19 protein-coding genes and 1 pseudogene are annotated in these 20,303 nt (G+C 61.0%); 14 read left to right on the forward strand and 6 right to left on the reverse strand.

The features are described 5' to 3' along the window. The first annotated feature begins 15 nt into the window (after positions 1-15). Complete coding sequence (locus ACSJLU_RS11555; RefSeq protein WP_049207193.1) at positions 16-282, forward strand: hypothetical protein; 267 nt, start codon at positions 16-18, stop codon at positions 280-282. A gap of 69 nt (positions 283-351) precedes the next feature. On the opposite strand, the pseudogene ACSJLU_RS11560 reads toward ACSJLU_RS11555, so the two are convergent. Further along, positions 352-557 (reverse strand): annotated as a pseudogene (locus ACSJLU_RS11560) (FAD-dependent urate hydroxylase HpxO); the annotation flags it as partial. Between the two features lie 103 nt (positions 558-660). On the opposite strand from ACSJLU_RS11560, the gene ACSJLU_RS11565 reads away from it, so the two are divergent. The 5 genes from ACSJLU_RS11565 (at position 661) to ACSJLU_RS11585 (ending at position 6,754) form a co-directional block, all read left to right on the forward strand. Beyond that, a complete protein-coding gene (locus ACSJLU_RS11565) occupies positions 661-1,716 on the forward strand; it encodes a P1 family peptidase (RefSeq protein WP_342096234.1) in 1,056 nt (351 codons plus the stop codon). A 16-nt stretch (positions 1,717-1,732) separates the two neighbouring features. Further along, on the forward strand, positions 1,733-2,557 hold the full coding sequence (locus ACSJLU_RS11570; protein ID WP_164063133.1) for a M55 family metallopeptidase: 825 nt from the start codon (positions 1,733-1,735) through the stop codon (positions 2,555-2,557). A 200-nt stretch (positions 2,558-2,757) separates the two neighbouring features. Next, positions 2,758-4,980, forward strand: a complete 2,223-nt coding sequence (locus ACSJLU_RS11575; protein ID WP_025302751.1) for a xanthine dehydrogenase family protein molybdopterin-binding subunit — start codon at positions 2,758-2,760, stop codon at positions 4,978-4,980. Then, positions 4,980-5,438 (forward strand): (2Fe-2S)-binding protein, encoded by a 459-nt coding sequence (locus ACSJLU_RS11580; protein ID WP_025302752.1) that lies wholly within the window; start codon positions 4,980-4,982, stop codon positions 5,436-5,438. The genes ACSJLU_RS11575 and ACSJLU_RS11580 overlap by 1 nt, the downstream gene beginning before the upstream one ends. Before the next feature lie 11 nt (positions 5,439-5,449). Further along, positions 5,450-6,754, forward strand: a complete 1,305-nt coding sequence (locus ACSJLU_RS11585; protein WP_043143228.1) for a c-type cytochrome — start codon at positions 5,450-5,452, stop codon at positions 6,752-6,754. Between the two features lie 36 nt (positions 6,755-6,790). Here ACSJLU_RS11585 and ACSJLU_RS11590 read toward each other — a convergent pair whose 3' ends face one another. Next, positions 6,791-7,960, reverse strand: coding sequence for a cupin domain-containing protein (locus ACSJLU_RS11590; protein WP_142590408.1), 1,170 nt, complete (start codon positions 7,958-7,960; stop codon positions 6,791-6,793). 560 nt (positions 7,961-8,520) lie between these two features. Between ACSJLU_RS11590 and ACSJLU_RS11595 the strand changes: the two genes are divergently transcribed. From ACSJLU_RS11595 to licT, 3 genes are read left to right on the forward strand one after another with little or no spacing between them, the layout of a single operon-like run. After that, positions 8,521-10,374 (forward strand): beta-glucoside-specific PTS transporter subunit IIABC, encoded by a 1,854-nt coding sequence (locus ACSJLU_RS11595; RefSeq protein ID WP_089195855.1) that lies wholly within the window; start codon positions 8,521-8,523, stop codon positions 10,372-10,374. Beyond that, positions 10,371-11,786, forward strand: a complete 1,416-nt coding sequence (locus ACSJLU_RS11600) for a glycoside hydrolase family 1 protein (RefSeq protein ID WP_197827675.1) — start codon at positions 10,371-10,373, stop codon at positions 11,784-11,786. Before ACSJLU_RS11595 ends, ACSJLU_RS11600 begins: the two co-directional genes overlap by 4 nt. Positions 11,787-11,806: 20 nt before the next feature. Continuing rightward, entirely contained in the window at positions 11,807-12,649 is an 843-nt protein-coding gene (gene licT / locus ACSJLU_RS11605) for a BglG family transcription antiterminator LicT (RefSeq protein ID WP_043143221.1), read from the forward strand. Here the strand turns inward: licT and ACSJLU_RS11610 are convergent. Continuing rightward, positions 12,634-13,548, reverse strand: coding sequence for a LysR family transcriptional regulator (locus ACSJLU_RS11610; protein WP_043143219.1), 915 nt, complete (start codon positions 13,546-13,548; stop codon positions 12,634-12,636). The two genes, licT and ACSJLU_RS11610, sit on opposite strands and share 16 nt — an antisense overlap. A 103-nt stretch (positions 13,549-13,651) precedes the next feature. Here ACSJLU_RS11610 and ACSJLU_RS11615 point away from each other — a divergent pair, with 103 nt between their 5' ends. Together ACSJLU_RS11615 and ACSJLU_RS11620 are read left to right on the forward strand one after the other, a co-directional pair. After that, positions 13,652-14,218 carry a chromate transporter gene (locus tag ACSJLU_RS11615; protein WP_025302760.1) on the forward strand — a complete coding sequence of 189 codons (567 nt, stop codon included), beginning with the start codon at positions 13,652-13,654 and terminating at the stop codon, positions 14,216-14,218. Further along, on the forward strand, positions 14,215-14,736 hold the full coding sequence (locus ACSJLU_RS11620) for a chromate transporter (protein WP_025302761.1): 522 nt from the start codon (positions 14,215-14,217) through the stop codon (positions 14,734-14,736). The genes ACSJLU_RS11615 and ACSJLU_RS11620 overlap by 4 nt, the downstream gene beginning before the upstream one ends. 4 nt (positions 14,737-14,740) lie before the next feature. On the opposite strand, the gene ACSJLU_RS11625 is transcribed toward ACSJLU_RS11620, so the two are convergent. Further along, positions 14,741-15,094 (reverse strand): protease inhibitor Inh/omp19 family protein, encoded by a 354-nt coding sequence (locus ACSJLU_RS11625; RefSeq protein ID WP_016927814.1) that lies wholly within the window; start codon positions 15,092-15,094, stop codon positions 14,741-14,743. A 411-nt stretch (positions 15,095-15,505) separates the two neighbouring features. On the opposite strand from ACSJLU_RS11625, the gene ACSJLU_RS11630 reads away from it, so the two are divergent. Both ACSJLU_RS11630 and ACSJLU_RS11635 read left to right on the forward strand, forming a co-directional pair. Next, positions 15,506-17,122 carry a serralysin family metalloprotease gene (locus tag ACSJLU_RS11630; protein ID WP_142590405.1) on the forward strand — a complete coding sequence of 539 codons (1,617 nt, stop codon included), beginning with the start codon at positions 15,506-15,508 and terminating at the stop codon, positions 17,120-17,122. A 61-nt stretch (positions 17,123-17,183) separates the two neighbouring features. Further along, positions 17,184-17,969, forward strand: a complete 786-nt coding sequence (locus ACSJLU_RS11635) for a 2-phosphosulfolactate phosphatase (RefSeq protein WP_380826880.1) — start codon at positions 17,184-17,186, stop codon at positions 17,967-17,969. Here the strand turns inward: ACSJLU_RS11635 and ACSJLU_RS11640 are convergent. Both ACSJLU_RS11640 and ACSJLU_RS11645 read right to left on the reverse strand, forming a co-directional pair. Continuing rightward, the gene (locus ACSJLU_RS11640) at positions 17,897-18,550 is read right to left on the reverse strand and encodes a dihydrofolate reductase family protein (protein ID WP_380826883.1); all 654 of its coding nucleotides are present in this window, start codon (positions 18,548-18,550) and stop codon (positions 17,897-17,899) included. The two genes, ACSJLU_RS11635 and ACSJLU_RS11640, sit on opposite strands and share 73 nt — an antisense overlap. Before the next feature lie 69 nt (positions 18,551-18,619). Further along, positions 18,620-19,624, reverse strand: a complete 1,005-nt coding sequence (locus tag ACSJLU_RS11645) for an alpha/beta fold hydrolase (RefSeq protein ID WP_049206108.1) — start codon at positions 19,622-19,624, stop codon at positions 18,620-18,622. 233 nt (positions 19,625-19,857) lie between these two features. Here ACSJLU_RS11645 and ACSJLU_RS11650 point away from each other — a divergent pair, with 233 nt between their 5' ends. Beyond that, the gene (locus ACSJLU_RS11650) at positions 19,858-20,289 is read left to right on the forward strand and encodes a DcrB-related protein (protein WP_049207056.1); all 432 of its coding nucleotides are present in this window, start codon (positions 19,858-19,860) and stop codon (positions 20,287-20,289) included. Positions 20,290-20,303: the final 14 nt, after the last annotated feature.

The raw sequence follows: 20,303 nt of genomic DNA on the forward strand, positions 1-20,303 counted from the left end.
TTTATGGGGTATATGATGAATAAATATGTTGTTTTTATAAAGAGCGATGAATCAAGGGGGCAGAGAAAGGAAGTGGTTACACGAGAAATAATTAAAGATATGAAGCAGAAAGGGTTCAGAAAGCATCATATTGAAGTAGAAGCTGAGAACGAAAATGATGCCATTAACCAACTAAATAAGAACAGCAATGACTATTTGGACTCATTGAGAAATTTTTCCGGTGATTTATTGTTTTGCTCTGTTTGCGTCATTGTTATGGTCATGGTTTATTTATTCAATTGAGCCATAATCCAGTTTTGAATCATTCATTTTTTTATACTATCCGATTGCCCGCTAAAAACCCAATAAGGCTCAGGCCTGCGGGCCGCCCAAAATGGTCTCCCACATGCCGGCGAGAATGTGTTTGCCGATTTCGCTCTTCAGTCTTCATACCCGCCGTGGGTGATAGCCATGTCTTTGCCGTGCGCCACGTCGCAGCGTTTGCGTGCCTTCAGCACCAGACCTTGATAACGCAGCAGGGTGTCTTCGATGCCCTGCGAGTGGGTCTGAACGGCGATGGGGCAAGGCGATTTTTGCTGCCCGCTTCCGCTTTCAATTTACGGCGCGGCGCATTGCGCGATATTCTGGTTTTCTGATGGGCTAACGGCGGATGAGGGAACCATGATAGACAGCCAGGTGTTTGAACAACAAAGCCTCGACAATCTGCTGAGCTATTGGCGGCGCCATCGCCGCCTGCCGGGGGCGCGCTATCCGGCCGGCCCGACCGACAGCCTGTGCGACGTGCCGGGTGTCAGCGTCGGGCATCACACCTTGGCCGGCGGAGAATGCCAGACCGGCGTCACCGCCATCGTGCCGCCGGGCGACCTGTTCAACCAGCCTCTGCCGTGTGGCAGTGCGGTGCTCAACGGCTTCGCCAAGCCGCTGGGGCTGGTGCAGCTGAACGAGCTGGGGGTGCTGCAAACGCCGATCCTGCTGAGCAACACCTTCGCCGTCGGCACGCTGTTCAACGCCATGGTGCGGCGCAGCTGTCTGCGCTACCCGCAGATCGGCCGCGGCAGCCCCACCATCAACCCGCTGGTACTGGAGTGCAACGACGGCTACCTCAACGATATTCAGGCGATGGCGGTGCGTGAGGAGCACGTCTTCAGCGCGCTGGATAATCATTCCACCCGCTTTGCGCGCGGCAGCGTCGGCGCCGGGCGCGGCATGAGCAGCTTTGGCCTGAAGGGCGGCATCGGCACCGCCTCGCGTTATTGCCCGGGGCTTGGCACCACGCTCGGCGTACTGGTGCTGGCCAACTTCGGCACCCTCGACTCGTTGACGCTGAGCGGCGTGCGCGTTGGCCCGGCGCTAGGCAAGCTGTTGGCGGATCCACCGCCGCAGGTGGACGCCGGTTCGGTCATCATCATCATCGCCTGCGATCGGGCGCTGGACAGCCGGCAGCTGAACCGCATCGCCCGCCGAGCGGGCGCGGGTCTGGGGCGGGTGGGCAGCCATTGGGGGCACGGCTCCGGCGACATCGCGCTGGCGTTCTCCACCCGGTTGCTGGGGGCCACGCTGCCGGACGAACGGCTGGAGCCGCTGTTTGCGGCTGCCGCGGATGCCACCGAATACGCAGTATTGGATGCGTTGCTGAGCGCCGAGGGCGTCAGCGGTTTCCAGCAGCACGCGCGTATGGCGTTGGGCCCGCTGCTCGATCGGCTGGCGGCAAATTGAATAACGGGAGTGTGATGTGAAAGTCTTTATCTCTGCGGATATCGAGGGTATTGCCGGTGTGATGCGGCCGGAGCAGTGCAACCCGGCCCACGCCGACTATGCGGCTGCGCGCGAGCTGATGGAGCAGGAAGTCAACGCCGCGATCGACGGCGCTTTTGCCGGCGGCGCTACCGAGGTGACGGTGGCCGACAGCCACGCCATGATGCAGAATCTGCGCGCCGACCGCATTGATGCGCGGGCGCGCCTGGTGCAGGGCAAACCGCGCGGGCTGTCGATGGTGGAAGGGCTGCAGCATCAACGTTACGACGGCCTGATGTGCATCGGTTATCACAGCGCCGCCGGCGAACGCGGCGTGCTGGCGCATACCATCAACGGTCGGGCCTTTTATCGCGTCAGCCTGAACGGCGAAGTGGTAGGCGAAAGCGATCTGTATGCGGCGATGGCGGCGGAGTTGAACGTGCCGTTGTGGCTGGTGAGCGGTGACGACGAGCTGCAACGTTGGATCGCTGAACGTTATCCGCAATCTGGCTATGTTTGCGTAAAACGCGCCCTCTCGCAAACCGCCGCCGAATCGCTCAGCCCACAGCGGGCGCGGGTGGAGATCCGCGAGCGGGCGATGCAACAGGTGCGCCAGGGCGCCAGACTGCCGGTGGAGCGCCGTTTTATGCCGCCTTACCGGCTGACGCTGATGGCGGCCAAACCGGTGCTGGCGGATCTGTTCAGCCTGGTGCCTGGCGTGGAGCGCCAGGACGCGCTGACCGTGGCCTTCGACAGCGACAACATGGCGGCGCAAATCAACCTGCTCAGCGTCTTCTCCTATCTGGCGACGACGCAGAGTTGACCCCGGTGCGGGTGCCTGCCCGCACCGCACGATTCTCCAATAGAAAAACCCTCTTCAACATTAAGTCTACTGGATAATAGGCTACGCTAATTATTGCTCTGTTGCGCTATATCACCTGACGGGCGCAACAAGCCATTCCCATAACAAGATTTGTTTCGCCGAAGGCAGTGACGCCTTCGGTTTTTTTGGAGTCATGAGCAATGAGCATATCCCAAGTTCCGCTTTCGCGGCGGCGGTTTATCGTCGGCGCCGGGGCGTTGGTGATCGGCGCCTATCTGCCGTCCACCGGCGCGCTGGCGCGTTCGGCTGCCCCGATCGCCTCCGGCGCGGCGGCGTTAGACGCCAACGCCTTCGTTCAGATCGGCGCCGACGGCGTCGTCACCGTCATCAGTAAACACACCGAAGTGGGCCAGGGGGTCTATACCGGCATGGCGACGCTGGTCGCCGAAGAGCTCGATGCCGACTGGGCACAGGTGCGGGTCGTGGCCGCGCCGGTGGACACCAATATCTACAAAAACCTGGCCTTCGGATTCCAGGGCACCGGCGGTTCCAGCTCGGTGGCCAATGCCTATGAGCAAATGCGGCGCATGGGCGCCATGGCGCGCGCGCTGTTGGTGCAGGCCGCCGCGCAGAGCTGGAAAACCTCGGCGCAGGAAATCACCGTGCAGGCAGGCAAGATCCACCATGCCGCCAGCGGGCGCGAAGCGGGCTTCGGCGAATTCGCCGCGCTGGCCGCCACGCTGCCGCCGCCCGATCCCGCCAGCCTGACGCTGAAGGATCCGGCCAATTTCACCCTGATCGGCAAAACGCGCGGTTTGCACCGCGTCGATTCGCTGGCGAAAACCAACGGCAGCGCGCAGTTCTCGCAGGATATCCACGAGCCGGGCATGTTGACCGTCACCATCAAAAAACCGCCGCGTTTCGGCGGCAAGGTGGCGACGTTTGACGCCGAACGCGCGCTGGCGGTACCGGGCGTGGTGGCGGTGAAACAGGTTGCCACCGGCGTGGCGGTTTACGCCAACAATACCTGGGCGGCGATCCAGGGGCGGGACCGGCTGCGGGTCACCTGGGACGACGCGCAGGCGGAGCGACGCAACACCGAGGAAATCTACGCCGAGTTCCGCCAGGTGGCGCAGAAAACCGGCGTGGTGGCGAAGAGTCTTGGCAAGCCGGACGAGGTGTTCGACAAGGCCGACAAGGTGATCGAGGCCGAATACACCTTCCCGTACGTCGCGCACGCGCCGATGGAGCCGCTGGACGGCTATCTGTTCTGGGACGGCGAGAGCGTCAAGGCGCGCTACGGCTGCCAAATCCAAACGCTCGACCACAAGCAGCTGTGCGATCTGTTCGAGTTGCCGCCGGACAAGGTACAGATTGAAACCATTCTGGCGGGCGGCAGCTTCGGCCGGCGCATCGATTTAGGCAACCCGACGCTGGGGCCGGATCTGGCGGCCGACATGGCGGCGGCGGCCAAAGGCATCGGCCCCGGCCACGGCGTGAAGGTGGTGTGGACGCGCGAGGACGACATCCGCAACGGCTGGTATCGCCCGATGATCCTGCACCGCCTGCGCGGCGCCATTCGGGGCGGCAAGGTGGTGGGCTGGACCGATACCGTGGTCGGTCACTCCTGGACGCGCCACAGCGCGATGGATGCGCTGGTGGTCAACGGCCTCGATCAGATGATGGTCGAAGGCGCCAGCGAGGTCTCATACACCTTCGAAGCCTTCCGCTGCGATGCGCATATCGTGCCCGGCAAGGTGCCGACCACCTCGCTGCGGTCGGTCGCCAGCACCCACACCGGCCACGCGGTGGAGAGCTTTATCGATCAGCTGTTGCAGGAAACCGGCCAGGATCCGGTCGAAGGGCGGCTGGCGCTGATGGGCGATGCGCCGCGGGCGGCGGGCGTGCTGCGGGCGGTAGCGAAAGCCGCTGACTGGCAGGGCGCTAAAGTGGTAGACGGACGCGCGCGCGGCGTGGGCGTCGCCAAGGCGTTCGACACCTATGTGGCGCAGGTGGCCGAGGTGTCGATCGGCGAAGGCGGCATCCCGAAAGTGCATAAAGTGTGGTGCGCGGTGGATTGCGGCGTGGCGGTGAACCCCGATGTGATCCGCGCGCAGATCGAGGGCGGCATCGGTTACGGCCTGAGCCTGGCGCTGTACGGCAATATCACGCTGAAAGACGGCGTGGTCGAACAGTCCAACTTCAATAACTTCCGCCCGTTGCGCATCGATGAGATGCCGGAGATCGAGGTGATCATTGTGCCCTCGACCGAGAAACCGACCGGCGTGGGCGAGCTGGGGGTGCCGACCATTGCCCCGGCAGTCGGCAACGCGCTGGCGCTGCTCGGGCGGCCGCGCACCTCGCTGAGCCTGCCGCTGCATAATCCCACTGCGAATCCGGCGTCTGACAAGGAGAGAACCTGATGATTCAATTAACCGTAAACGAGCAGCCGCTGACCTTCGAGGGCGATCCGCACATGCCGCTGCTGTGGTTCTTGCGTGACGAAGCCGGCCTGACCGGCACCAAATTCGGCTGCGGCATCGCCATGTGCGGCGCCTGTACCGTGCATCTGGACGGCGTGCCGGTGCGTTCATGCATGACGCCGGTCTCCGCCGCCGTCGGCAAAAAAATCACCACCATCGAAGCCGTGGGCGCCACGCCGGAAGGCAAGGCGGTGCAGGAAGCCTGGCTTGATCTGGACGTGGTGCAGTGCGGTTACTGCCAGTCCGGCCAGATCATGAGCGCCAGCGCGCTGCTGGCGCAAAGCAAGAACCCGAGCGATGCGGACATCGACGCGGCGATGGGCGGCAACGTTTGCCGTTGCGCCACCTATGTGCGCATTCGCGCCGCCATCCACCAGGCCGCCAAGGCGTTGGGTTAGGGAGAGATGCGATGAGCAATGCCTTGAAAGGGCTGTTATGGCTGATTATCGCCGTGGTGGTGTTGGCGGGAGGATACGCGCTGTATACGCTGCTGCGGCCCACCGGCGCTGAGCCTGCGGCGCCGATCGCCGGGGCGCCGGCCGGCATCACCGACAAACTGGCGCGCGGCGAGTACCTGGCGCGTGCCGCCGACTGCGTGGCGTGCCACACCGCGCCGGGCGGCGCGCCTTATGCAGGCGGCTTCGCCTTCAAGTTGCCGTTCGGCACCATTTACGGCACCAACATCACCGCTGACAAGGAAACCGGCATCGGCAACTGGAGCGACGATCAGTTCGTACGCGCGGTGCGTGAGGGCATCGGCCCACAGGGCAACCTGTATCCGGCGATGCCTTATACCTCGTACACCGAACTGAGCCGCGATGACGTGCTGGCGATCAAGGATTATCTGTTCAGTCTGCCGCCGGTGAAACAGGCCAACCCGCAAAACGAGCTGTCGTTCCCGTTCAACCAGCGTTGGGGCATGAAATTCTGGAACCTGGCGTTCTTCCAGGAGCAGCGTTTCGCGCCGGATCTCAACAAGGATGAGCAGTGGAATCGCGGCGCCTATCTGGCGACGGCGCTCGGCCACTGCGGCGAGTGCCATACGCCGCGCAATCTGGGGTTTGGTCTTAACCAGAGCAAGCACCTGAGCGGTGAAGTGGTGCAGGGCTGGTTCGCCGCCAACATCACGCCGGACAAACAGACCGGCATCGGCGGCTGGAGCGACCAGCAACTGTCGCAATATCTGGCCACCGGCCATGCGCCGGGGCGCAGCAGCGCCGCCGGCCCGATGGCGGAAGCGGTGGAAAACAGCCTGCAGTTCCTGACGCCGGAAGATAATCTGGCGCTGGTGAAATACCTGCGCGACATCGAACCCATCGCCGGCGACAGCGCGGCAGCGGTGAACTTGCAGCCGAAGGGCGCGGGGGCTTCCACCCCGATCCTGCCGGGCGGGCAAGACAGCTCGCTCGGGCGGCGGATGTTCGCCAACGACTGCAGCGGCTGCCACCAGTGGAACGGGCCGGGCCGCCAGAGCGAGTACGCGTCGCTGGTGGGCAGCACGGCGGTGAACGATCCGCAGGGGCGCAGCGTGGTGCAGGCTATCCTGAAGGGGACGAGCATCAGCGTCGGCGAGCGGCATGAGATGATGCCGTCGTTCGGCAGCGCCTATTCCGACGAGGAAGTGGCGGCGGTCGCCAACTTCGTGGTCGGCCATTTCGGCGACAAACAGGGCAAGGTCACCGCCAAACAGGTGGCGGAGCAGCGCAAGCAGTAAAGAAAGCGGCGAGGGAGATTCTCCCTCGCCGCGGCGTCAGCGGCTGCGCCGCGACATCACCCGTTTGTCTTTCGGTCTATCCTGCCAGTCCTCAACCTGATTATTGAAGTTGTCCGCCAGCAGGTAAGCCGGGGTTTTCGCCAGCCAGTCGGACAACGAAATATCCTGATAAATGCCGTTGTCCATCACGATCAGTACCTTCAAATCCTCATCGCCGATGTTCTCGATGTAATGGCCGAAGCCCTGCGGCACGTAACCGACGTCCGAAGGGGCGTACTCTTCCGTCTGCGCGTGGCTGTGCGAGCTGAACACCGTCATCCGGCCTTTGCCGGCAATATAGTATTGCCATTCGTTGGCGTTGGGGTGCCAGTGCAATTCCCGGATCGCGCCGGGTTTCACGATCTCGATGATGCCGGTCATGGTGGTGGAAATAGGAAATTCTTTCGACGACACCAAATGGACGCTGCCGGCGTCATTTTCAAAGAACGGCTTTTGCTTCATTAATTCATAGCGGTGGGTCAGCGGGGCATTATTTAATCCGCCGTCGCTTTTCGGCAATGGCAAGGCGGGCGGAACGGCGCCGCCGACAATATACGCTTCGCCCTGTTTGGCCTTGGAAAATACCGCCGCCGGCATGTCGACGCTTTTTTCCAATACCTCTTTCGGCATATGCGCCACCCAGTCGGTGATGCTGAAGGTGCCGAATTCGGAGAAATGCCCGTTATCGAATGCCAGAATAAAATGCGCGCCGTCTGCCAGCGCCTGAATGGAATGGCCATAGCCTTTCGGGAAATACCAGACGTCGCCGGGGCCGAAATCCGCCACCTCACATTTTCCCTCGGGATCGAGGATGGTGATGCGCGCATGGCCTTCCAGCATGAATGCCCATTCGGCGGCGATGGCGTGCCAATGCAGTTCGCGCACGCCGCCCGGCTCCAGCGTCATGTCGACGCCCGCCACGCCTTCGGAGATCGGGAATTGCTCGACGGTGGCTTCGCGTGCCCAGCCGTTGGGCAGGCTGCGTTTTTTGCTGTCGGTGAATTTGTATTTATAGAGATGCTGCGCATCGGCAGGCGGCTGATAGCTGCTGGGAGGCACGATATTACGATGGTCGTCGGCAGCGGCATTTTTGGCGATGCCGCCGATCATGCCGGCGGCGGCCGCGCTGACGGCGGAGACTTTCAATATATCACGACGCGATAGCATAGCATTTTCTCCAATATAAACCGTGCGCCTGCAGCAGCAGGCGACGGGGAAGGCGCGATCGCCATTGAAATGATTTTTTGTCATCGGCGGGAATAGGCTGTGACCCTTAAATCCTAGCGGCTGGAATGTATTGCGTAGGCGCTTATTTGTTTGCGTTTGTTACTAAGTGAGTGCAGGTTTAATTAATTGCCCGGAAGTTGAATAGTCATGGATCTGAATTAATCTTCCCCCGTAATTAAATAAACAAAGTGACAATAAAGCGCATTATTTTGGGTTATTTCCTTCCGATTGCGCTATGGGTGTGCGCAAAAAGCGTGCAGCGGCGACATTGCAGTGCATTTACGCTAAATCGTGACGCCTTTCACAACGCTGACGTATGGCTATTGCCGAGTATTCGCGAGTATGGTGATACTTTTAGCGCGGTCGAGAAGACCGCACACCATTTTTATTGCGGCGTGTTACTGCTAAAGCAGGCAAGACCAAAATAGGAATGCACTTCTCCTTGTGACGAGGCGCATTTCCATTTTGGTCTTTTTTTTTGCATTTTACCGGGGAAAACGATGGACTATCAGAAACTTGGCTTAGAAATATTGGCGCGGGTCGGCGGTAAAGGCAACGTCAGCAAGCTGACGCACTGCGCGACCCGTTTGCGTATGGAATTCAACGACGACGCTAAAGTGGATTCGAAGGCGATCGAAGCCCTGCCGGGCGTTATCAGCGTGGTGGTGCGCGGCGGCCAGTTTCAGATCGTGGTCGGCAATAACGTGCAGCAAACGTTCCGCGTGCTGCAAAAGGAGATTGGCCAGCCGCAAACCGGCGCTCAAAAGCAGCAGCCGAAAGGTGGCGTGGTGTCACGGATTATCAGCGTGATTTCCACGACCTTTACCCCGGTGATCCCGGCCATTACCGGCGCGGGGATGATCAAGGCGCTGCTGGCGATCCTCAAGCTGGCCGGGGCGATAGATCCCGCCGGCACGACCTATCGATTGCTGGATACCGTCGCCGATGCGGCCTTTTTCTTCCTGCCGGTGCTGTTGGCTTACGGTGCCGCGATAAAATTCGAGTGCAATCCCATCCTGGCGATGACCCTCGCCGGCGCGTTGCTGCACCCTAATCTGGCTCAGATGCTGGCGGCAGGCACCGCGATTGATTTTCTCGGCATGCCGGTGCGGCTGGCAGATTATGCCGGTTCGGTGTTGCCGATCATTTTTACCGTGTGGCTGATGTCCTATATCGAGCGGTTTGCCGAGAAAGTTTCGCCGACGATGATCAAGTTCTTCACCAAACCGATGATTGTGCTGCTGGTCACCGCGCCGCTGGCATTGGTGGTGGTCGGGCCGTTCGGCATTTTCCTCAATGACATGGTGGCCGCCGGTGCGGCGATCGTCGATGGTAGGGCTAGCTGGCTGATTCCTATGTTGATGGGCGGGCTGCAGCCATTTTTGGTGATCACCGGCACCGCCTGGGCGATGACACCGATCGCCACCGGCCAATTGACCAAGAATGGTTTTGAGATGATTAACGGGCCGGGCATGTTGGCGTCCAATATTGCGCAAGGTGCGGCGACGCTATGTGTGGCATTCCGCACCAAGAACACGAATTTGCGCCAGTTGGCGTCCTCCGCCGGTTTTACCGCGTTGTTGGGGATCACTGAACCCTCGCTGTACGGGGTGACGCTGAAACTGCGCAAGCCGTTGATCGCAGCGATGATCGGCGGTGGCTGCGCCGGCATTTACGCCGGGTTGAGCGGGTTGGTGCGCTATGCCTTCGTTTCTCCTGGCCTGGCTGCTTTGCCGGCGTTTATCGGTGAGAACCCGATGAATATCGTGCATGCGCTGATCACTTGCGCCATTGCCATCGTCGTGACCTTTGCCCTGACCTGGATCCTTGGCTTCGACGATCCGGTCGAGGAGGCGAACGAAGTGACTCAGGTGGCGGCCGACGAGGTATCGCCGGTTTTCAGCCCGCTGACTGGCAAAGCCGTGACGTTGGATCAGGTCAACGATGACGTCTTCTCACAGGGCTTGTTGGGCCAGGGCATGGCGATCATACCGTCGGAAGGGGTGCTGCGTGCGCCGCTGGACGGCGAGATCGTGACTTTCCTGCCGTCAAAACATGCGGTCGGCATCAAGGGGGACAACGGTGCGGAGCTGTTGCTGCATATCGGCATCGACACGGTAAACCTGGGTGGCCAACACTTTGACTCCGGACTGCAGATTGGCGATCGCGTGAAGGTCGGCGACGAGCTGGTGCGTTTTGACATCGGCGCGATCGCCGCATTGGGCTTCGATCTGACGACGCCGGTATTGATCGTCAACAGCGAAGCGTTTCAGGTTCAGGTGTTACCTAAGCCGCATGGCGTTCATGCCGGTGAGACGATTATGGCGCTGAAGGCCAATAAGGAGCCGGCATGATTTATCAACGCTTGCACGATTTTCCCGCCGAGTTTCTCTGGGGCGCGTCGACTTCCGCCTATCAGGTGGAGGGCGCATGGAATGAAGACGGAAAAAGCCCGTCGATCGTCGATATGCTTGAACATCCCGCAGGCACGGCGGATTTTACGGTGGCCAGCGATCACTATCATCGCTTTCGCGAGGATGTGAAGCTGTTCGCAGAACTGGGGTTAAAGGCCTACCGGTTTTCGGTTGCGTGGACGCGCGTGTTGCCCGATGGCGTCGGCGAAGTCAATGCGCCGGGGCTGGCGTTTTACCGGCAGTTGATCGACGAATTGCTGGCGCACGGCATCGAGCCGGTGGTGACGCTGTATCATTTCGATCTGCCTTATGTGCTGGAGCAGCAGGGCGGCTGGTCCAATCGCGCCACCATCGAGGCTTTTGTCACTTACGCCGGCGTGCTGTTCGACGCCTTCGGCGATCGGGTGAAGTATTGGCTCACCATCAATGAACAGAACACCATGATCCTGCACCCCGGCGCTATCGGCACGCCCAAAGGCGGTGCGTTGCCTGACAAACGGACGCTGTATCAGCAGAGTCATCATATGTTGGTCGCTCAGGCCAAAGTCATGGCATTATGCCATCAGCGCTGTCCCGGCGGGAAAATTGGCCCGGCGATCAATACCACCTCGATGTATCAGGAGACCTGCAATCCGCTGGATGCCATTGCCGCTCATAACTGGGAGACGTTGCGCTGTTGGAGTTTTCTCGATGTGGCGGTGCATGGCCGCTACAACGCCCTGGCCTGGCGTTATCTCGAGGATCGGGGGTGGGCGCCGGACAGGAAGCCGGAGGATGCGGCGCTGCTGTTGGCGGCACGACCGGATTATGTGGCGATCAATTACTATTCCACCGCCACGATCGCCGCCAGCCGCGGCGACGGTGCAGACGTGAGCGCACGCGCCGGCGATCAGCAAATCATGCTCGGCGAACCGGGCGTGTATCGTGCGGCGGAAAACCCGTTTGTCGGCAAGACGCGCTACGGATGGGTGATCGATCCGGTTGGCCTGCGCTTAACGCTGCGCAAGACCTTCGAACGCTATCACCTGCCGATACTGATCACGGAGAACGGCATTGGCGCGCCGGATGAATTGCGGGCGGATGAGACCATCGACGATGACTATCGCATTGAATTCATGCGGCAGCATGTCGAACAGATGCGGCTGGCGATCAACGATGGCGTCGAGCTGCTCGGTTATTGCCCGTGGGCGGCGATTGACGTCGTCAGCACGCATCAGGGCTACGCCAAGCGCTATGGATTTATCTACGTGAACCGCGGAGAACGGGATCTTAAGGATCTGCGGCGCATCAAAAAACGCAGTTTTGACTGGTATCGGCAGCTTATCGCCGCCAATGGCCGGTTAGGCAAATAAGCAAGGTGACGGCCGAGACGATGAAAGTCATTAAGGTGCTCAACAACAGTCTGGTGTTAACCGCGGACGACGATAACCGTGAGGTTATCGTCATGGGCAAGGGAATTGGTTTTAACAGCAAAACCGGAGACGAGATCAACCCGGCCGCCATTGAGAAAGTGTATGTGGTGCAGGAGGGGCAAAAGGGGCGCGATTACCTGCGGCTGATTGAAACTGCCCCGACGGAACACATCGAAATTGTGCAGATGATCCTCAGTGAGGCCAACCGCCAACTGAACGGCAACATTAATGAACAGATTTTCTTTACGCTGGCGGATCACGTCAGTTTTGCTATCGAACGTCATCACAAGGGTATCGCCATCCAAAACCGCCTGCTGTTCGAGGTGAAGCGTTTCTACCCGCGAGAGTTTGCGGTGGGGCTGCAAGCCTTGGCCTACATTAACCAGCGGCTGAGTATCCAACTGCCTGAAGAGGAAGCGGGCAATATCGCCTTTCACCTGGTCAACGGCCAGACCGAAGTGCAAAACATGGAGCACACGTTGCTGGCGGTGAAGATGCTGAAAGATATTTTCAATATCATCAAGTATCACTTTCGCCTCAATATCGACACCGATTCGCTGAACTACGCGCGCTTTTTAGTGCATATGCAGTTCTTTATCCAGCGCATGCTCGACGGCAAACAGATGACCTCGAAGGCCGACTTTCTGTTTGCCCAGATGATGGCCGAGTACCCGCATGCCTATCGTGGTGCGCTATTGATCCGCGATTACGTGAAGAATCTGCTGCAAATGGAGATGTCGAACGATGAGCTGCTGTATTTGATGATCCACCTGACGCGCATCACCGATCAGCCCGAGGCCTGAACCGCCTCGGCGACCAGTTCGCGAAAGCGCTCGACGATCGGTGAGGCCGGGCTATGGCGCAGCGCCAGGTAAAGCGGGGCGCTGAGCTGCGCTTCTTCGGCGAGGGTGCGGTAGACAATGCCGTCGCCGCCCAGCCGCCGCATCGAGCCGGGCACGATTGACAACCCCAGCCCGGCGCCGACCAGGCTGAGGGTGGCCGGCAGGCGTGGCGCTTCCTGCACGATGCGCGGGCTGAAGCCGGCGCGGTGGCAGGCGGCCAGGATGGCGTCGTACAGCCCCTGGCCGGCCGGGCGGCGATAGAGAATAAACGCCTCGTGGGCCAGTTCGGCCAGCGGCAGCGGCTGCTGCGTTTCTTGCGCCAGCCGGTGGCCCAGCGGCAGGGCGACGATCATCGGCTCGCTGAGCACCGGCTCGACGCTCAGGCCGGGAATGCCGTTGGCCGGCGAACGCACGAAGGCGGCGTCGAGGCGCTGTTCCAGCAACGCCTCCATCAGTTCGCCGCTGCCGGCTTCTTCCAACTGGGTGGTGATACCCGGCAGGATGTCGCGGTAGCGGCGCAGCAGGTTGGGCACGAACGGATGCAGCGCGGCGGAACTGGTGAAACCGATGGCGATGTGGCCCTGCTCGCCGCGGGCGGCGCGCTGTACCGCTTCGCGCAGGCGTTCGGCGCGCGCCAGCAGGGCGCGAGCCTCTTCAAACAGCACGCCCCCCGCTTCGGTGACGCGCACGCCGCGCGGCAGGCGCTGCAACAAGGTTACGCCCAGTTCGTCTTCCAGCCCCTGCAGCAGGCGGGTCAGCGGCGGCTGTTGGATAAACAGCCGCTCGGCGGCGCGGGTGATGTTGCCTTCTTCCACCACGGTGACGAATGCCCGCAGGCGACGCAGTTCGATCATAGCCATACCTCAAAGGTATTGTTAGTTTCTCCGGAATGCATTAGACATCATGGCACGGCGGCGCGCATGATACCAGACATCAAAACAAGCGATGTGGAACGGCAATGTCATGTCAGATATCAATACGTTAAAACCGCACCCGGCGGCAGCGCCGGGTAATGCGGAGCTGTTTTTGGGCTTTCTCTGGCTGGGGCTGATCGGCTTCGGCGGCGTGCTGCCGATGGCGCGCAGTATGCTGGTGGAGCGCCGGCGCTGGCTGAGCGGCGAACAGTTTACCGAGCTGCTCGGTCTGTGCCAGTTCCTGCCCGGCGGCAATGTGATCAACCTGTCGGTGGCGGTGGGCATGGAGTTTCGCGGGCTGCGCGGCGCGCTGTGCGCCTTGCTGGGCCTCATCAGCGCGCCGACGGCGATCGTGGTGGGGCTGGGCGTGGTGTACGCCCGCTTCCAAAACGATCCGCATGTGCAGCATGTGTTCGCCGGGCTGGCCGCCGCCGCCGCCGGGCTGCTGCTGTCTACCGGGATCAAGATGCTGCTGCCGCTGCGCGGTAAATGGCCGGCGATGGCGATCGTCGCGCTGGCGCTGATCGCCATCGCCTGGCTGCGCCTGCCGCTGTTGCCGACCATGCTGGTGCTGGCGCCGCTGAGCATTCTGCTGATGTGGCGGTGGCCGTCATGAGCGGGGTGTTGATTGCGTTGGCGCTGATCTTCACCGAGCTTTCTTTATTGGCGTTCGGCGGCGGCATGACCATTCTGCCGGAAATGCAGCGGCAGGTGGTTGAGGTGCATCAGTGGATGAGCGCCCAGGAGTTCAGCGCGCTGTTCGCCATGGCGCAGGCCGCGCCGGGGCCGAACATGATGATCGTGCCGCTGGTCGGCTGGCACGTCGCCGGCTGGGCGGGGCTGTTAGTGTCTTCGATCGCCAAGTTCGGGCCGTCTTCCATCGTTACGCTATTGGTGATGGGCGCCTGGCGGCGCTTTAAGGATCGCCCGTGGCGCCGCATCGTGCAGGCCGGACTGGTGCCGCTGACCGTGGGGTTGGTGGCGGCCAGCGGTATCTTGATCGCCGAGGCTTCCGCGCCCAGCTGGCGGCTGGCGGCAATCGTGGCGCTGGCGACGGGGTTGAGCATGAGCAAGCGCCTCCATCCGCTGTGGGTGCTGGCGGGCGGCGCGCTGCTCGGGTTACTGTTCGCCTGAAGGGTTAGCGCGGGATCAGTACAAAGCGCGAAGGGCCGTTGCGGTCGATCAGCTCATAGCGCTTCGGCGCGGTCAGGGCCAGAAACGCCACCATGCTCCCTTCGGCGTCGGTCAGCGTCATGCCGTCCGGCGTCGGCCGCCAGGCGACCGGCAGCGCGTGCAGCGCCAGCGGCTGCAGGCATTGGGCGGAGGCGCTGAAACGGAAAGCGTTGGTGTTGGCGACCGCTTCGTCGCTCAGCTGCACCTCGCAGACGGTTTTACCGTCGCCGATGGCGGCGAGCTGCCAGTCGCCCTTCAGCGCGGCGGGTTCCAGCAACGGCAGTGAACTGCCCAGGGCACTGCTGCACAATATGCTCATAACGACTCCTGTCAGGCTGGCGCGGCGCAAGGCGCGCATAAGGAAATGGGTTGGCATCGGGTCACTCCTTTCGGCTGTCCGTTCACACTTTAGCACGTACCTATCTTGATGATGAGGGAAGGATTAGGTTTTTTAATCCTCGATTATTCTGATCTGATCGGTGATAAAATACGCAAAAAGACGAATAATTAACCCGTTAATGCGCTCATTTTTCTCATTAATATAGTGAGAATACAAATTGTTATGCGTATCTCCATCTCTATGCCCGGCGCGGTGAAGCCAGGCCGGGTGGGCTCGCGCCAGCGGGGTGAGTCACTATACTGGTCATTCCTAAGCCTTGGCTTAGATTAGAACGACTGATGAATAGTCTTACAAAGCGAGTGGGTTCCTATTGTGTAAAAGGAGAATACAATGCGCAGTCGCCACAACGACATTTTGCAAGATGATGATGAGTTCACCAGCCTGGCCGCCACATCCCCCAACGATCATAACTATCAGTTTTACTATCACCAGCCCGGCAGCCCCTATGACGGCTTGGGCTACGGCGCGCTGTTCACGCTGGACAACGCTAACCTGTACAGCAACCAGCGCGGCGGGGCAGCCATCGACAACCTGGGTAAAATCCGCGATAACTTCAGCTTCGATCGCGCCGCCGATCAGCTGACGCGGCCGGGCCTGACGCACAACGGCGATCAGGTGTATCACCAGCCGGTCGCGCTGACCTATTCCTTCCTGACGCAGAGCGCGCTGAACCGCATCGGCCAGACCGGTGACGGCGACAAGGGGTTGCAGCCGTTGACCCAGGCGGCGCAGGCTCAGGCGCTGAAATCGATGCAGGCGTGGGCCGACGTGGCGAACGTGACCTTTACCGAGGCGGCGTCCACCGATATCAACCACCGCGCGGACATCACCTTCGCTTACTTCACCCAGCGCGCCGACGGCAGCACCGCCGCCGGCAGCGGCCCGAATGCCATCAACGCGTACGCCTATTACCCGCCGAGTTCCAAATCGGGCAGCGATAACGCCTTTGCGGGCACGGTGTGGTTCAACAAGAACTTTGCCACCCATCAGGCGCCGGTTAGCGGTGACTTCAGCAGCCAGACCTTCACCCACGAGCTGGGGCATGCCCTGGGGCTGGCGCACCCGGGATCTTATGACGCGTCGCTGGGCAACCCGAGCTACCAGAACGATGCCGCCTATTATCAGGATTCGTTGCAATACTCGATCATGAGCTATTTCAACGCCGGTTACACCGGCGCCGACACCAAAGGGGTCTATGGTTATGGCCCGATGGTGGATGACATCGCCGCGATCCAAAAATTGTACGGCGCCAACATGAGCACCCGCACCGGCGACACGGTGTACGGCTTCAACTCCAACACCGGGCGCGATTTCCTGACCGCCACGGCGGACAACGGCAAACCGGTCAACTTCGCGGTGTGGGACGCCGGCGGCAACGACACGCTGGACTTCTCCGGCTACAGCCAGCAGCAGATGATCAATCTGAACGACGGCGCGTTCTCCAGCGTCGGCGGCGGCACGCAGAACGTCGCCATCGCGCGCGGGGCGATCATCGAGAACGCCATCGGCGGCAGCGGGCGCGATGTGATCATCGGCAACGATCAGGACAACCTGCTGGCGGGCAACGCCGGCTCCGATATCCTGTACGGCGGCCTGGGGGCGGATCATCTGTGGGGCGGCAAAGACGCCAATAACTTCACCGACTATTTCGTCTATCTCAACGCCAAAGAGTCCACGGTGGCGGCGTTCGACGTGATTGAAGACTTCGAGCACGGCATCGACAAGATCGATCTCTCCGGCCTGCGCTTCAACAACAGCCTGAGCGAGCTGCGCTTTATCGACAGCGGCAGCGCCTTCAGCGGCCAGAAAGGCGAGATCCAGCTCAACTTCGACGCCTTCAACGGCACCACCGATCTGCTGATGAACACCCAGAGCAACAGCTACGCCGCCGACTTCAAGATCCACGTGGTCGGGCAGGTCGAACAGAGCGATATTTTGTTTGCCTGATAAACTGAGCAAATCGTCTCATTATACAAGGGCCTGACGGCCCTTTTTTGGGAGCGTGATCATGAGCGGTTTTTTTTCACAATCAAGATTCGATGTTCGTCTTGAATGGGGAATTCAGGCGGTTGAATTGATGGCGCAGGATGTGGATTGCGTCGTTATCGTCGATGTGATGTCTTTCGCAACCTGTGTGAGCGTTGCATTATCTCGAGGCGCGGTGGTTTATCCTTACCCATGGAAAGATGACAGGGTACAGCAGTATGCCGAAACATTCGGGGCTGTAGCTGCCAATGCCAACCGACGCTTCGCCGGAGAAGGCTACTCTCTTTCACCTGCTTCACTGGCCGCGTTGAATCCGGGCACAAAATTAGTGCTACCATCACCTAATGGCTCTGCACTGGCGTTTAAGGCTCGTGAGTCAGGAGCCGTGGTGTACGCCGGCTGTTTGAGAAATCTGACGGCGACGGCGGATGCTTGCAACGGGTACAAAAAAATATTGATCGTTGCCGGTGGAGAGAAGTGGCCGGACGGCAGTTTGCGTCCGGCGCTAGAGGACTGGGTGGTTGCAGGCGGCATAGCCTCTCTGTTCTCGGGGAAAACACTGTCCCCAGAAGCCTTGGCGGCCGCAGCTTGCTATCGAACGCTACCAATTAACATATTGTTCGAGTGCAGTTCTGCCCGGGAGCTGATAGAACGCGGCTTTGCCAAAGACGTTGAGCTTTGTCTGACACTTGACGCCGAGAAGGATGCCAGCCGGTTGCAAGACGACTACTTCATTTACACTGACCGGGCCGCCGCCGCGCTTTCCGCCACGAAGGAACCGGTCGTTACCTCGCCGGAACGGCGGTAATGAGCCACGATCACGCCGCCGGGTGAGACCACCGAGTGGGCCAGCGTGAAGGCCGCCGGCGCCGCGTTGTCATCGAACAGCCGCTTGCCGCCGCCGAGCAGCACCGGGTAGGTGAGCAAGCGCAGTTCATCCACCAGATCGTTGGCCAGCAGCTGTTGCATCAGCGTGCTGCTGCCCTGCACCAGCAGCACCGGCCCCTGGGTGCGCTTCAGCTCGCGCAGCCGGGCGAGGATGTCTTGCCCCAGCCACTGGCTGTTCTCCCACGTCAGCGTCTCGCCGTGGTGGGTGGCGACGTACTTGGTGGCCTGATTGAACACGCGGGCGATGTCGGCGGAAAACGGGTCGGCCTCGTCGGTGATATGCGGCCAGTAGCCGGCGAAGATATCGTAGGTGCGCCGCCCGAGCAGCAGATCGAAAGGCGCAGAGAAAAGATCGCTCATCGTTTCCGCGACGGCGTCATCCCAATAGGGCGCGGTCCAGCCGCCGAAGCGAAAGCCGCCGCTGCGGTCTTCGTCTTGCCCGCCGGGCGCCTGCATCACGCCGTCGAGGCTGACGAACGCGCTGGCAATAATCTGTCGCATGGCTGTCTCCTGCAGTTGAGTGCCAGCTGAAAGTTTAGCCGCCGTGCGGCGGCCGCGCCAACCGGCCGCTCAGGGTTGCAGCGCCTTGAGCAACGCCTGATGGAAGCGCGCCGGCTCCTCCATTTGCGGCGCATGGCCCAGCCCGGCGAACTCGATCAGCGTGGCGTGCGGGATGAGTTTCGCCGCCTGTTTGCCCAGCACCGCGTAATGCCCGATTTTGGCCTTGACTGCCGGCGGGGCGATATCGCTGCCGATGGCGGTGGTGTCGGCGGTGCCGATCATCAGCGTGGTGGGGGTTTGCAGATCCTTGAACTCGTAGTACACCGGCTGGGTGAAGATCATGTCGTAGATCAGCGCCGAGTTCCACGCCACCAGGCGGTGGCCCGGCCCGTTGTTCAGCCCGGCCAGCATATCCACCCAGCGATCGTACTCCGGCTTCCAGCGGCCGCCGTAGTAGGTGTGCTGCTCATAATTGCGGATGCCCTCGGCGGTGGTGTTCAGCTCGCGCGCGAACCATTGATCGACGCTGCGCCACGGCACGCCTTTCGCCTTCCAGTCCTCGAGGCCGATCGGGTTGACCATCACCAGCTGTTCCACCGCCTGCGGATACATCAGGCTGTAGCGCGTGGCCAGCATGCCGCCGGTGGAGTGGCCGATGACGATGGCCTTGCTGATGTTCAGGTTCTGCAGCAGGCCGTGGGTATTTTGCGCCAGCTGCTGGAAGCTGTACTGGTAATGCGCCGGCTTGGTAGAGGAGCAAAAGCCGATTTGGTCCGGCGCGATCACGCGGTAGCCGGCCTTGCTCAGCGCCTTGATGGTGTCCTGCCAGGTGGCGGCGCAGAAGTTTTTACCGTGCAGCAACAGTGCGGTGCGGCCGTTGGCGGCGCCTTCCGGCGGCACGTCCATATAGCCCATTTTTAACGGCTGCCCCTGCGAGGTGAAGCTGAACTGCTGCAACGGGTAGGGGTAGTGAAAGCCCTGCAGCTCCGGGCCGAACGTCGGCGTTTCGGCGGCGCCGGCGTTGAACGCGGCCAGCGCGGCGCACAGCAGCGCACTACGGGTGAATCTCAGCATCCTGATCTCCTGAAAACGGACGAAAGCCGAGTATAGCCATAATCGGCGCGGCGGCGCGCCAGTGGTTTCAGATAATTCTGTATATGACGGTTTGATTCCCGGCCAGATTCCGGGCAACGCTCTTTTTCACAGTGAACGCGGTCACGCCGCGCAACATTGGCGGCGCCTGATGGTTTTATTTCAAGGCTAAGTTATGCGATGCTTAAGCATTATTTATGCAAAAGGATCCTCGCATGTCCGCTTTATCCCGCTGCGCTTTCAGCGAAGGCAGCGTCGCTTTGCCGGAAGGCTATGCCGATCGCACGGTCAACGTCCTGTTGGCCGGCGATGATGTTTCCCCCTCAGTCAATATTTCCCGCGATGCGCTGCAGCCGGCGGAGAACCTGGAAGGCTACGTCACCCGCCAGCTCGATGCGCTGGCACAGGGGCTGAAAGGTTGGGCGTTCAAAAGCCGCGAGCCGGCGACGCTGGGCGATGGGCTGGCCGCCGGTGAATGGGTGCGCGCCAGCTACCTGCGCGACGGCAAACGCATCTGGCAGAACCAGGCGGTGTTCGCCCTGGCGGAAGGCCGGGTGCTGGTGTTCACCCTGGCGATGGCGCGCAAGCTGACGCCACAAGACGACGCGCTGCTGCAGCAGGTGCTGAGCAGCTACCGGGCGGCCTAACGATGAACTCTTTG

The sequence above is a fragment of the Serratia bockelmannii genome, from assembly GCF_051803255.1.
Taxonomy (GTDB): domain Bacteria; phylum Pseudomonadota; class Gammaproteobacteria; order Enterobacterales; family Enterobacteriaceae; genus Serratia; species Serratia bockelmannii.